Origin of the sequence: Saccharomonospora xinjiangensis XJ-54 (genome assembly GCF_000258175.1) — a bacterium.
GTDB lineage: Bacteria > Actinomycetota > Actinomycetes > Mycobacteriales > Pseudonocardiaceae > Saccharomonospora > Saccharomonospora xinjiangensis.
On sequence record NZ_JH636049.1, the window covers coordinates 9,879 to 24,945 of the forward strand.

General features: G+C 73.3%; 1 protein-coding gene. It reads right to left on the reverse strand.

Features of this window, described 5'->3' with window-relative positions:
• A partial coding sequence (locus SACXIDRAFT_RS23155) for a non-ribosomal peptide synthetase (RefSeq protein WP_006236382.1) occupies positions 1-14,903 on the reverse strand: 14,903 nt, incomplete at its 3' end.
• Positions 14,904-15,067: the final 164 nt, after the last annotated feature.

The window sequence follows — 15,067 nt, forward strand, 5'->3', positions numbered from 1 at the left end:
CGCAGGGTGCGCGCGAGCCCGGCGACGTCGGTGTACTCGGCCGACAGCCGGTGCGGCAGGTGTTCGCGTCCCACCTGGAGGGTGTAGGCGAGCGCGGCGGGATCGGTCGCGCGACCGGGCCCTTCGAGGAAGTCCGCCAGCCTGCGGGCGGCCTCGGCCAGCCGCGGCCCGCTCTTGGCCGACAGCACGGCGCGGTACGGGCCTTCCACGGCAGGCGCGGGCGACGACGGTGACGACGGTGAGGGCACGTACTCCTGGAGGATCACGTGCGCGTTGCTGCCCCCAGCTCCGAAGGCGCTGACCCCGGCCACGAGCGGCAACTCCCGCCCGTCACCTCCGGTGCGGGGGCGCCACGGCGCGAGTTCCCGCTGCACTGAAAAGGGCGTGGAGGCGAAGTCGATGTCGGGGTTGAGCCGCTCGGCGTGCAGCGAGGGCACGAGTGTCCTGTGCCGGAACTGGAGCAGCACCTTGGTCACGGCGGCGATGCCCGCCGCCGACTCGGCGTGCCCGATGTTGGACTTCACCGACCCGATCGGGATGGTGCGTCCGGCCAGGGCGGCATCTCCCGCGAAGGCGCGGGAGAGCCCGCTGATCTCGATCGGATCGCCGAGCGACGTGCCCGTGCCGTGCGCCTCGATGTAGTCCACATCAGACGGGCGGACTCCCGCTCTGGCCAGCGCGTCGGCGACGAGAACGCCCTGCGCTCTCGGGTTCGGCACGCTGTAGCCCTTGCTCGCGCCACCGTGGTTGACCGCCGATCCGCGCACGACGGCCAGGATGCGGTCGCCGTCCGCCTCCGCGCGGGACAGCGGTTTGAGCAGCACCGCACCCGACCCTTCCGCGGGGACGAACCCGTCGCCGTCCGCGCCGAAGCTGCGGCACGCCCCCGACGGGGCGAGGAAACCGCTTCGGGAGAGCTGGAGGTACTTCACGGGGTGGCTCGTGATGTTCACGCCACCCGCGATGGCGACCTCGCAGTCGCCGGTGCGGATGGCCTGGCAGGCGAGGTGGATGGCCGCCAGCGACGACGAGCACATGGTGTCCAGCGCGATGCTCGGGCCGGTGAGCCCGTAGAAGTAGGACACCCGGTTGGCCACCGCCGCGTACGACGACGACGTGGCGATGCCCTCGCGATGCAGTGCCGCGTCAACGCCGTAGAGCTGGTAGTGGCCGTACATCATGCCGACGAACACCCCGGTGCGCACGGCCGCGAGATCGGCTCTCGTGCGGCCCGCGTCCTCAAGCAGGTGCCACACGGTCTCCAGGAAGATCCGTTCCTGCGGGTCGAGGTGGCGGGCCTCCACGGGCGACATGCGGAAGAACATCGGGTCGAAGGCATCGACGTCGCGCAGGAACCCTCCGGTGCGGGTGGCGGTGCGTCCCGGCGTTCCGGGGCGAGGGTCGTACCAGCGGTCGTGGTCCCAGCGGTCGGCGGGCACCTCCTCGACGCAGTCGCGGCCCGAGCGCAGGTTGTCCCAGAACTGCCAGAGGTCGTCGGCCTGCGGGTAGCGGCCTGCCACACCGATGATCGCGATGTCCTCCCCTGCCCCGCTCACACCACGCTGCGTGACCTCCGCCGTCCCGGAGGCCGCCCGCACGGTCGGCTGTGGCGTCGGCTGTGACGTCGGTTGCGGAGCCGTCAGCGAGGTCTCGGAGTTCGCCCGCGCGTCTGTCGGCGACGTCGTCAGCGAGGCCGTCACCGTGGGTCTTCCCATGGCACTCGCCGCGACAGCCGGTGTCACCGGTGTCACCGGCGCCGGTGCCGTGGACGGCCTCTGTGCTGCCTCCGGCTCGGCCGTGCGCCGCTCGGCAGCCGTATCACCGCGCTGCCCAACAGCGGTATCACCGCGCTGCTCGGCAGCGGTCGGCACCTCAGGACCGGGGCTCGGCTCGGCACTCCCCTGCACACCACCCAGGGCGGCGGCCAGCGCTGTGGTGTGCTCGGCCGCGAAGTATCCGGCGAGCTCCCGCAGGGTGAGATGGTCGAAGAACAACGTCTTCGACAGCGGCCCGAAGTAGCGTTCGAGTTCGCCGGTCGCGCTCATCACGATGAGCGAATCGACCCCGTAGACGTCGAGATTCTCCTCGGGATCGAGCTGCTCGACCGGCATTTTGAGCTGCCGCGCCAGCAGTCCGGCGAGGAACTCCTCGGCCTGATCGCGCAGCTCGCCGTCGTCCGCCCGCGGCTGGTTCCGCCCTGTCCCGGACGGTACCGGCGCGGGTGTGGGCGCCGTCCCCGTCAGTGCCGACCCGATGCGCGCCGCGTCGCCGGGAGCGAGCAGCACCGTCGGCGCGTCGCCCGCGAGCGCCGTCGCGAGCGCCGCCATCGCGGGCCGCGTACGCACGGGGCGTAGGCCAAACAGCTCGCCCATCTTCGCCACGACGGACGGGTCGGCCACCACACCTCCATCTGTCCACAAAGGCCACTGCACCGAGAGGCTGACACCGCTGCGCCGTCCTCGTGCCGCCTCGTCGGCCCTGCGTGCCATGAGCCGGTCGAGGTAGCCGCTGGCTGTGGCGTGGTCGGCCTGTCCGACGTTGCCGAACGCCGAGGCCGTGGACGAGTAGGCCAGGAAGTAGCGCAGCGGGTCGTGGCGGGTGGCGTGGTCGAGCCGGGCGGCGCCGAGGACCTTCGGCCGCAACACCGCGTCGGCCTCCTCGCGACTCTTGCGCAGCAGGAACGAGTCGCGCAACGTCCCCGCCAGGTGGGCCACGCCCACCAGCTCACCCGCCTGCCTGGCCTGCTCGACCACCGACCGCACGCCCTCGGCCGTGGCGAGGTCGGCGCGCACGAACCGCACGTCGGCCCCGCGCTCACGCCAGGCCTCCAGCACTCCGGGTTCGGGGTCGCGGCGACCGGCCAGCACCACCGTGGCGGCCGGGTCGCGGTCGAGCAGCCAGGTGACGAAGGCCCGGCCGAGCGCTCCGGCTCCGCCGGTCACCAGATGCACGCCGGGTCCGGTGGTGACCTCGGTGCCCGGCAGCGTGATCCGCTCCCACGTGCGCACCCTGCGCCCCTCGGGACCCACCAGGACCTCGGCCGGGCCGGCGCTGGTCAGCTCTCCGGCGAGCACCGAGGCCGCGGCCACGCCCGTGTACCCGACGACCCGCATGGCCAGATCGGGATACTCCCAGCCCAGCGACCTGGCGAAACCCGCCATCGCGCCGTGCAGCTCGGGGTGGTCGGCCGTGGTGTCGTAGAGGTACAGCCAGCGTGCGGCGCCCCGGCGCGCGGACACCCACGCCGAGGCCAGTTCCCTGGCGAGGTGGAACCCGTCGTCGAGAGCGCCCTCCAGATCGGCCCGGGCGGGCGGGGTCTGCACGAGCACCACGGGGGAAGGCGCGTCGGACAGCCGGGCCACCAGGTCTTCGACCCGCTCGCCCGGCGCGCGGATCACGCGATGGACGTCACCCGCTGCCGCGATCACCTCCGGTTCGGCGTCGCCGAGGAAGACCACGGTGGCCGGCGCGGGCTCGGTACCGGGCTCCACGTCGTCCTGCCGCCACCCCGGAACGAAGGCATGGATGTCGTCCGCGCCCTCGGCCACCGGGGGCCGGGCCGCCGTGGCACGCAACATCAGCCCGTCGATGCGGCAGACCGCGTGGCCGTCGGGGCCGGTCAGGGTGAGGTCGAACACCTGCGCTCCCGGGGCTGTCCGCACGCGCACGGCGTGAACGAGGCAGCGTTCGGGCAACTCGCCGGGCAGGCGCACCGCGTCGATCGAGAACGGAAGGTAGGGAACGGGGCGACCGTCGTCACCGGCAGCCGAGGTATCGACGATCCAGCCCACCACCTGGAGCGCGCCGTCGAGCAGCGCGGGTTCGAAACGGTAGGCGGCGTCGTCGGCGCGCCGCACCCCGGGCAGATCGAGGGTGGCCAGTGCCTCGGCGGCACCGTGCCGGACCTCGGCGACGGAGCGGAAAGCCGGGCCGTAGCCGAACCCGAGGGCTTCCGTTCGCGCGTAGCACTCCTCCGCTGTCCGGACGGTGCCGCAGCGCGCCGACACGGCGGCGACGTCCACGGCTGGCACCGGCTCGGGTGCGCGCGGGTCGAGCACGCCGCTCGCGTGGGTCACCTCCGTGGTGCCGCCAGGCAGCGACACGATGTCGAACCGCACCTCGTGCTGCGAGCGCCGGGTGAGCCGCACCCGAAGGCGCAGCCCCTCGGGGCCTGGCCGGACGGGCTGGTGCCACACCAGCTCCCTGACGGTGTGGATCTCTCCCGCCCCGGCGAGTTCACCCGCGAGCCGTGCCAGTTCGAGGTGCACCACACCCGGCAGCACCGGTGTGCCCCCGACCACGTGGTCGGCGAGGTAGAACTCGTCCGGAGTGAGGTGCTTCTCGAACTCGACGGAGTCCAGTGTGGACACGTTGTCGTCGAGCAACGTCGCGTGGAGCCGATGCCGTCGGTGGCTCTCCCTCACCGATGCGGGGTCGAGCCAGTACCGGGTGCGCTCGAACGGGTAGGCGGGCAGCGGCACGCGGCGGCCCCCCTCGCAGGAGAGGTCCGTCTCGCCGCCCTCGACCCACGCGCGGGCTCGCTCCAGCAGCGACCTCGCCTCGTCGTCGCCTGCGATGGGAGTGGCGGCAGCTGAGCCGGTGGTGGAGCCGGTGGTGGCCGAGCGCACACCGGCCGAGCTGCCGCGCTTGCGGGCGCGGCCCCGCACCAGGTTGGCCGCCGTACCCCCCTCGGCGAGCACCCGCAGGGTCTCCACCAGGCCGGCCCGATCCCCGGCGACCACGACGGCGCGCTCGGCGAACTCGTCGCGCCCCGCCACGAGGGTGTGCGCGATGTCGGCGAGCGCGACGGCGCCATCGGTGCTGTCGGTGCTGTCGGTGCTGTCGGTGCTGTCGGTGCTGTCGGTGCCGGCACTGTCGTCGAGGTGGTCGGCGAGTTGCCTGGCTCGCTCGGCCAGCGCGGTCGCTGTCCGCGCGGACAGCGGGAACGCCCACGGGCCGCGAGCGGGCCGGGGTTCGGCTCGCTCGGCCGGTTCCTCGATCACCAGGTGGGCGTTGGCTCCCCCGACGCCGAAGGAGCTGAGACCGGCCACCCTCGGCCGGTCGGCCCGGCGTGGCCACGGCGTGTTCTCGGCGATCACCCGGAACGGGCCGCCGTCGAGTTCCAGGTACGGGTTCCGGTCGGAGAAGTGCAGGTTCGCGGGCAGCACGCCGTGGCGCAACGCCAGCACGAGTTTGAACAGCCCCGCGACACCCGCCGCGGCTTCCAGGTGACCGATGTTCGACTTGACCGACCCGATGCCGCAGAACGGCGTCTCCGGCAGCGGTGTGCCACGCCGCCGGGCGAGTTCGGTGAACGCCTCGCGCATCCCGGACACCTCGATGGGGTCGCCCAGTTCCGTTCCGGTGCCGTGCGCCTCCAGGTAGTCCACGTCGGTGGGCTCGATCCCGGCCTGCGTGAACGCCTCGGCCAGCAGCGCGGCCTGCGCGTCGGGGTTGGGCGCGGTCAGCGACGAGCTGAGGCCGCCGTGGTTGAGGGTCACACCCCGGATCACGGCGTGGACCACGTCCCCGGCGCGCTCGGCCGCGTCGAGGTCGCGCAGCACCACCACGCCGACACCCTCGCCCCGCACGTAGCCGTCGGCGGAGCTGTCGAAGGTGCGGCAGCGGCCGGTCTCGCTGAGGATGTGGCCGTCGGCCATCGCGAGATACACCTCGGGTGACAGCAGCAGGTTCACCCCGCCCGCGACGGCGAGGTCGCACGCCCCGGTGCGCAGCGCGGTCACGGCCTGGGCGATCGCGGTGAGCGAGCTGGAGCAGGCCGTGTCCACGGTGACACTGGGCCCCCGGAAGTCGAAGAAGTACGACACCCGGTTCGCCACCAGCGACTGCGCCGACCCGGTTCCCGCGTGTCCCTCGTGGTGACGGCCCGCCTCCCGCTGACGCTGCGCGTATTCCACACCGGACACTCCGAGGAACACGCCGACGCGCGATCCCGCGAGGTCAGAGGGCCGGAGCGCGGCGTCCTCCAGCGCCGACCACACCGCCTCCAGCACGAGACGTTGCTGGGGGTCCATCAGCTCCGCCTCGCGGGGGGAGATGCCGAAGAACGCGGCGTCGAATGCCTCGACGTTGTCGAGGTAGCCGCCCCAGCGGGCGACCTTGCCGACCCGTTCACCGTGCTCGCGGCCGAGCGCCCGCCAGTCCCAGCGCGCGGCCGGGGTCTCGGTGACGAGGTCGTCACCGGCCACCAGATGCCGCCAGAACGTGTCCAGATCCGGCGAGCCGGGCAACCGTCCCGCCATGCCGATCACGGCCGTGCGCCCCGGCGACGCGGGGCGGCGGCCCGGTGCCTGCGAGGTGCTGTCGTCGTCCACATCCGGCTCCGGGGACTCTGGGGACTCTGGAGTTGGCTCAGCCACGACGCCGGGGTGTGTGGCGGCGAGATGTCCGGCCACGGCCAGCGCGGTGGGGTATGTGAAGAACGACGGCGGCGCGATCTCCACACCCCATCGCTCGCGGATGCGCACGCTCAGCTCGGTCAGCCGCACCGAGTCGAGGCCGAGCGCGCCGAACCGGTCACCGGTTCCGATCTCGTCCGGCGTGACATCGAGCAGGTCGGCGACCACGGAGGCGAGTTCGCCAGCCAGTGCCTCGACCACCGAGGGATTCGCCACCGCCCCCGCATCGGGGACAGTGCCGTGGACCGTGCGGTGCGGGGTGTCCCCGGCAGTGTCCGCAGCAACGGCCGTTGCAGTGTCCGGGGCAGCGTCCCTGACAGTGTCCGCGCCAGTGCCCCTGACAGTGGCACTGGCACTGGCACCGGCACCGGTCGGCTGACCGGCGACGTCGCGGCCGGGGCGCAGGGCCGCCAGCGCGGCACGGTCGATCTTGTCGTTGGGCGTCTTCGGCAGCGCGGGCAGCTCGACCAGCTCGTCGGGAACCAGATACTCCGGAAGCCGCAGCCCGAAGTCCTCACGCCGGGGCTGGGGACCCTGCGGCGCGGCGGTGTAGAAGCAGCGCAGCACCGGCGCGCCCGACCCGGTGGGACGGCAGAGCGCCACGGCGGCGTCGGCGACACCGGGCAGTTCCCGCGCGGTCTGCTCGATCTCGGCGGGCTCCACCCGGTGACCCCGGATCTTGAGCTGCGCGTCGATGCGCCCGAGATACTCCAGCTCGCCGCTCGCCGTGCGGCGCACGAGATCACCCGTGCGGTACAGGCGGGGTGAGACCTCGGGATCGACCGGGTTGGGCACGAAACGCGCCTCGGTCAGCTCCGGAAGACCGCGGTAGCCGTTGGCCAGCCCGTCGCCTCCGATGTACAACTCGGCGGGAACCCCCGTCGGCGCCGGTCTTCCCTCGGCGTCGAGGAGGTGGAACACGGTGTTGGCGACAGGACGGCCGAGTGTGATCGGCTCGCCCTCCCTGACCCGCGCGACCGACGACCAGATGGTGGTCTCGGTGGGGCCGTAGAGGTTCCACACCTGTCCCGCGCGCGCGAGCAGCGCCCTCGCCGTCTCGCGGTCGAGCGCCTCACCGCCGCAGAACGCGCGCAGGCCGCGCCCGCCGGTCCAGCCTGCCGCGACCAGCATCCGCCACGTCGCCGGGGTCGCCTGCAACACCGTCGCCGTCCCCGCCTCGACGGCGCGGCGCAGCGCGAGGCCGTCGCGGGCGGTGGCGGAGGAGACGAGTTCGACACTGCCGCCGACGACCAGCGGGCCGAAGAGTTCCAGCGCCGCGATGTCGAAGGACACGGTGGTGATCGCCAGAATCCGGTCGTACTCGGAGAGGCCGGGTTCGGTCGCCATCGAGCACAGCAGGTTGACCAGCGCCCTGTTGCCGACACGCACGCCCTTCGGCCGCCCTGTCGAGCCGGAGGTGTAGATGACGTAGGCGTCGTCGGACGGCCGGGCGTCCTCCACGGCCGCCCCGCTGCCGCCCCGGCTCCAGTCCACATCGGACAGCAGGAGCGCGGGCGCGCCGAGGTCGTTCGCCGTGTCGGCCAGTTCGGGCCGCGTGACGACGAGGGCCACATCGGCGTCGGTGGTCATGTGCCGCAGCCGTTCCGCCGGGTAGGACGGGTCGAGCGGCACGTAGGCCGCTCCGGAGGCCACCACTCCCAGCAGAGCCACCACCAGATCCGGCGAGCGGTGCAGCAGCACGGCCACGGTGCGGCCCCGCCGTACGCCACGGTCGCGAAGAGCCGCCGCGAGCGCCCTGACCTTGCCGATCAGCTCCCCGTAGGTCACCTCGGTGCCCTCGAACACGACGGCCACCCGCTCCGGGTGCCGTGCGGCCCGCTCGGCCACGAGGTCCACCACCGTGCGGTCGCGGGGGTAGTCGCGCCAGGCCGCCGCCCGCTGCGCCCTCACCAGGTCGCGTTCGGCGGAGGTGCGCACGTCCAGCTCCGCCAGCCTGCGGCCGGGTTCGGCGATGCCCTGCTCCAGCAGCAGCAGGAACCTCTCGGCGAAACCGTCCACTGTGGCCTTGTCGAACAGGTCGGGGTTGTACTTCAGCGTCAGCGTGCAGACCTCGGCGAGTTCCACCACGTCGGCCGTCAGCTCGAACTCGCCCTCCTGGTGGACGCCGCCGACGAGCCCCCGCACCGGGGTCGGCCCTGACCGGCGCGCGACCCAGTTCTGGAAGTAGAACGCGGTGGACACCATCGAGCCGCCCCGCTCCTGCGCCATGCGGATGAACGGGTGGTCACCGTGCTCGACGGCGTCGAGCACCTCGCTGCGGATCCTGCCGAGCAGGCTGGAGAAGGTGTCGTCGGTCCTCGCCTCGACGGTCACGGGCACGAGGTTGACGAAGTAGCCGATCGTGCGGGCGAACCGGCTCTCCGGGCGCCCGGACACCGGCGTGCCGACGGTGATCCGGCGCTGCTCGGTGTGCCGGTCGAGCATGGCGACGTAGGCGGTGAGCAGCACGGTGAACAGCGAGACCCCGGCCGAGGCCGCGTAGCGTTTCGCCGCCTCGACGAGGCTCGCGTCGAGGACGTGCTCGGTGCTCGCCCCCTCCAGCGAGGGGACCTCGGGCCGGGGCCGGTCGGTGGGCAGGCGCAGCGGTTCGGCGCCGGGAAGGCGCCGCGCCCAGAACTCGCGCAGCCGGGCTCCGCGAGGGGAGTCCAGCAGCTCGCGCTGCCAGTGGGCGAAGTCGGCGTAGGTGGCCGCGGTCTCGCCCTGCGGAACAGGGCGGCCGTCGCACACGGCCTCGTAGACATCGGCGAGTTCGTCGAGGAGCACGGCGATGGACGTGCCGTCGAACACCGCGTGGTGCAAGGTGATCAGCAGGGCGTGCCGCCCATCGGCGACGGTGTGGACCTCCGCCCGCACGAGCGGCCCCTCGGTGAGGTCGAAGGGCCGGCGAACGCGCTCCCGCAACCGCTGCGCCAGCGCATCGGTCTCGGCGGCGGGCACGTGCTCGTGGCTCAGCGGCAGCTCCACCCTGGGCAGCACGACCTGCACGGGGCGGCCGTCCTCCTCGGCGAAGGTGGTGCGCAGGGAAGGATGCCGTGCGACGAGGATCTCCAGCGCCGCACGCAGGGCGGCGAGGTCGGTGCCGGGGTCGAGCCACACCGCCACGGGCAGGTTGTAGGCGTAGTTGCCCGGCGCGGTGCGTTCGATCACCCACAGCGCCCGCTGGCCCTCCGACACCGGGTGCCGCTCCACGTCGGCGCTCTGCTCCGGCGCGGGTTCGGCAGGACCGGGCAGCTCCGGGGTCCCGGGTTCCGGCCGGAGCACCCCGGTCGCGGTAAGGTGCTCCGCCAGCGCGCGCAGCGTGGGCTGTTCGAGGATGTCGGCGAGGCGGACCTCGGCGCCGTAGGTTTCGGCGATGCCGGTGACCACCTGCATTCCCGTGAGCGAGTCGAAGCCGTACTCGGCGAGCTCCCTGTCGAACTCGATACGTTCGTCGAGTTTCAGGACGCGCTCCACCAGCTCCCGCAGTCCCCGCCACGCCTCGCCCGTGTCGCCGGGGGCGGAGGTCGTCTCGGACACCGCCGGGTTCGGCGTGGCGGGGCGCTCCTGAGGCATGCCGGAGGCAGCGTCCACCATGCCGTTATCCACCATGCCGTTCTCGGCCACCAGCACGGTCTGGCCGAGATCGGCACCGCCGCCGAGCACCGCCACCTCGGTGAACCCGGCCTCACGCAGCAGGCGGGTCCAGGTCTCCGGCTCGGCGAGCGGGGAGTCCGGAATCCGCAGATCGGCGTCGCGGAAGGACCACCAGCCGTCGAGCACGCCGCCCGCGACGGTCACCGAGGGACGCACGGTGGTCAGCTCGTTGAGCACGAACCAGCCGCCCGGCCGCAGCAGCGAGCGCACGGTGCGCAGCGTCGTGGCGAGGTCGGGAGTGGCGTGGACGACGTTGGTGGCGATCACCACGTCGTGGCCGCCCTGCGGGAACCCCTGCGCTCCGGCGTCGGAGCGCAGGTCGAGAAGCCGGTAGCGGACGAAGGGATGGCGCGCGCCGAACCGCGACCGCCCGTGTTCGAGGAACCGGGGCGACACGTCGGTGTAGACGTACTCGACCAGCCGCTCGTCCCCGGCCTTCGCGAGTTCGGCGGCCAGCGCGGGAAGCACCCGCTCGGTGGTGGCACCTGTGCCGGCGCCCAGCTCCACAATGGACACCCGATCACCCTCGGCCGTGCGCGTGCGCACATGCTCGACCACCGCGCCACGCACGAGGTCGTTGTAGTGGTCGGTGACCGGGTTGCCCTGGTAGAAGCCGACCGCCAGATCGAGCGAGGCACCGGGGAACAGGATCTCGGTGGCGTTCGTGCGCCCGCGCAGCACGTCGGGATAGGCGGCGAGGAAACGCTGCACCGGCAGGATCGTGGACGCGACCTCGGGGTGGTCGGCGCGAAGCCGGTCGAACTCGGCGTCGATCCTGGCGGCGTCCCAGTCGCGTGCCGTGGCGGCGAACGAGGGCAGCGCCCGCACCGTCGCGCCGTCGCACCGGAGGTATCCGGCCTGGTCGAGGAGCGCGATCAGCGCGTCGAAGTGCCTGGCGTGGCCGGGCATCACGCCCAGATCGCGGGCCAGCGTGGCGACGTCGGCGCATTCCTCGCCGGTGAACGCGCCGAGGCGGTGCAGTGCGACCACCAGACCGCGCGTGACCAGCGGCTCCAGCTCGCGATAGGCGGCCTGCACGCGCTCGGTTCCCGCGCGGTCGAACGGCGGGGTGTCCAGCCGGTGGGCCACCGCGCGCAGGCCATCCCGCTCCCGCTGCCCGGACGTGCCGCCGGGTTCGGCTTCGGCGGTGTCGGCCAGCGCGGACAACGCGGTGTCGTCGGCGCGGATCACCAGCACCTGAGGGTGCGCACCGGCCAGCACGCCCGGCAGTTGCGCGAGCGCCTCCTCAGGGGCCAGCTCCCCGAAGCCCAGCGCGCGGAAGATCGCGGGAAGGCCGGGGCGGGCGCCCGAGCCGACCGCGCCCCAGTAACCCCAGTTCACCACGCGCACCGGGTAGGGCCGGACGGCGTCGAGGTGGCGGCCCAGCGCGTCCTGGCAGGCGGACGCCGCCGCGTAGGCGCTGTTGCCGGAACTCGACCCGAACGATCCCGCCGACGAGAACAGGGCCACGAAGTCCGGCCGGTGGCCGTGGTGTTCGCCCGCCCCGCCCCGCAGCGCGGCGTCGAGCGCGAGCGTCCCGTCCACCTTGGCCGCCAGCGCCGCGCGGAACTCGCCGGGAGTCAGCTCCTCGATGGTGCGATCGTCGAACGTCATCGCGGAGTGGACAACGCCGTGGACGGCTCCGAACCGCCGCGCCGTCCAGTCGAGCGCGGCCCGCACGGCCCCGGCGTCGGCGACGTCGGCACGCCGGTGCTCGACGGTGCCGCCGAGCCGCCGGATACGGTCCATCTCCGCGTGGTGCTCGGCCGTCGGCTCTGTCCTGCTGAGCCAGACGACGGTGGCGCGGACCTGCCGCGCGAGGTGCCTGGTGAGTTCCACCCCGATGCCGCCGGTGCCGCCGACGACGACGTACACCCCGCCCTCGCGGAACGGCAGTGCGGGCTCGCCGGGAACCGGATCGGCGGGAACCGGATCGGCGAGGGGGTCGAGTGTGCGCACGAACCGCACACCGCCGCGCACGGCCACGACCCGCCCCCTGGGATGGGCGGGTTCACCGAGTACCGCCGCGCGGCGGCCGGTGATCGGGTCGTGCCTGCTGATGTCCACACAGGACACCGCGAGAGCGCCGAACTCGGCCGAGGCCACCTGCGCCAGCCCGTGGAGTGCCGCCGCGACGGGGTTGTCCCCGTCGCCACCGGTCACGGCGCAGGCGTCGGAGGTCACCACCCGCAGTACGCGTGGCCGCAGCCGCCGCAGCACGCCGAACAGCGCGACAGCACCGGTGTCGAGGTCCGTCGCAGCGGGCTCGGCGGCGTGTTCCCGCACCCCGCCGAGGTGGATGACGGTGTCCACCTCGCGCGGCAGGCCGTCCAGTGCGCCGGGACCGTCCAGGCGCACGACGGTGACGTCGTCGAGGACGTCGGCGAGAGCGTCCGCCAGCTCCCGCGAGGACTCCGTGGCCAGCACGAGCACCGGCCCGCCGGGGCGCTCCGCCGCTGTCACGGCACCGGCGGCACGCCAGCGTGGAGCAAACCGGCCGAGGCGGTTCGGCGCGGTGGTGTCGTGGTCCGTCGCGGACGGCGAGGACGGCGAGGACGGCGAGGTGCCTGCGGGCGGTTCGGGAATCCAGTACCGCTTGCGGGCGAACGGGTAGGTGGGCAGCGCGATGCGGCGCGGGGCGCGCGCGCCCTCGCCCGGACCTGTGAGCCGGGACCAGTCCACTGTGGCCCCGGCCGCCCAGAGCGCGCCGAGTGCGGGAAGGTCACGCTCGGCGAGAGCCCTCGCGACGTCGGCGGGCGCGGCGCGGCCGGTGTCGCGGGCGCGGCCGGTGTCACCGGACCAGTGCGGGCAGTCCGGTTCCCGGTTCTCGGCGACGGCTCGCAGCGCCCTGCCGAGCATCTCCACGTCGTCCGCGAGCAGCGCGAGACGCGCGTCCATCGGCGATCGCCCGACTCGCAGGGTGTGCGCGAGGTCGGCGAGCTCGATCGCGCTCGCGGACTCCGCCTTCCCCGCTTTCCCTGCCTTCCCGTCCCCACCGGCTCGCGCGGCGAGCGTGGCCGCGGTGGCACCGGCCGGGGGCGCGGGGGGAAGCGACACGGCCTCGCCCAGCAGCGCGCGCAGTCGCGGCCATTCCGCCGCGCCGAGCCCGTAGTCGCGCAGTTCGACGGTCGCATCGACGTCCTCGGGGGCGACCCCGAGCACCTCGGCGACGGCGGCGACACACGCGCGTTCGGCGTCCCTCACCTCGCCTGCCTCGCGCACAGCGGGCACAACGGCCCCAGCGGGCACCACGGGTACAGCGGGCTCGGCGTGTTCGGCACCGGCACCGGCACCGGCACCGGCATCGGCGAGGAAGTCCGCGAGCCTGCCCGCCGACACCCGAAGCCGTTCGCTGGTCCGCGCGGAGAGCACCACCAGGTGCGGTCCCCGCTCCGGCGGCAGGTCGCTGCTGGCGGGTTCGGGAACGTATTCCGCCACCACGAGGTGTGCGTTGGCGCCGCCGCCGCCGAACGAGCTGATGCCCGCGATGCGGGGCCGCGTGACGCCGTCCACCACCGGTGCGGGCCACGGTTCGGCCGTGGCGGGAATCCGGAACGGTGTGCCGGTGAGGTCAATCTCCGGGTTGAGCGGATCGGCATGCGGTGACGGCGCGATGGTGCCGTGCCGGAACTGGAGCAGCACCTTCGTGAGGGCCGCGATACCGGCCGCGGATTCGAGGTGCCCGATGGTCGATTTGACCGAGCCGAGCGCGCAGCGGCCCTGTGGCAGCCCGCCGAACACGCGGCGCAGCCCGGCGATCTCGATCGGATCGCCGAGCGGCGTGCCCGTTCCGTGGGCCTCCAGGTAGCCCACCTCGGCCGGGTCCACGCCGGCCTGGCGCAACGCCCCGGCGATCACCTCGGCCTGGCTGTCCGGGTTCGGCACGGTGTAGCCGCTGGTGCGGCCACCAGCCCCCAGCGCGGAGCCTCGGATCACCCCGAGTATCCGATCGCCGTCCGCGACGGCGGCGGTGAGCGGTTTGAGCACCACCGCCCCGACGCCCTCGCCGTCCACGAAACCGTCGGCCCCGGCGCCGAACGCGCGGTTGTGCCGGCCCTGCGAGATCATCTGCCGATCGGAGAGGTGCCACAGGTGCGCCGGGTGCAGGATCAGGTTCACCCCGCCCGCGATGGCCACGGACGCCTCGCCGCTTCGCAGGCTCTGCACGGCGAGGTGGATGGCGGTCAGCGACGACGAGCACGCCGTGTCCACGGTCAGGCTGGGCCCGCGCAGGTCCAGCGTGTAGGAGACGCGGTTGGCCACCGACCAGTGGTTGGACCTGGCGTGGGTGTGCACTCCCCTGGCCTGCGCGGCGCCGCCGATCCACTCGTAGTCGTTGTTCATCACCCCGGCGAAGACGCCGACCGGGTTCCGCTCGCCCAGCGATCGTGGTGCGTACCCGGCGTCCTCAATCGCCGCCCACGCGATCTGGAGGAACAGCCGTTCCTGCGGGTCCATGTCCTCGGCGTCGCTCGGGGAGATCTGGAACAGCAGCGGGTCGAAGGCGTCGGCGTCGTCGATGAAGGCCGCCCACTTGCTGTAGCTGCGGCCGGGTCCTCCCGCAGGGTCGTAGTGCTCGTCGGCAGGCCACCGATCGGCGGGAACCTCCCGCACACAGTCGCGTCCGGCACGCAGGTTGCGCCAGAACTCGGTGACGTCGGCGGCCAGCGGGTAGCGGCCTGCCACACCGATGATCGCGATCTCGGTCTCCGGCGCGGTGTCGAGGCCCAGGTCGTCGAGCAGGCGCGTGAGCAGCTCCCGCCGATCGGTCGCGGTGTCCCTCTCGGTGCCCGGGGTGCGGCCGTGATCGGGCTCGGACGGCACGGTCATGCGGTATCGCCCTTCGCATCGGTGGCCAGACCGGACAGCAGGGTGAGCATCCGATCGACCTCGGTGTCGGACAGCCGGTCCACCACGGCCCTGACCCGCCCGCGCACGGGCGCGGACGAGGTGGCCGGGGTGACCGGGACGGCGGACGTGGCCGGGATGGCCGG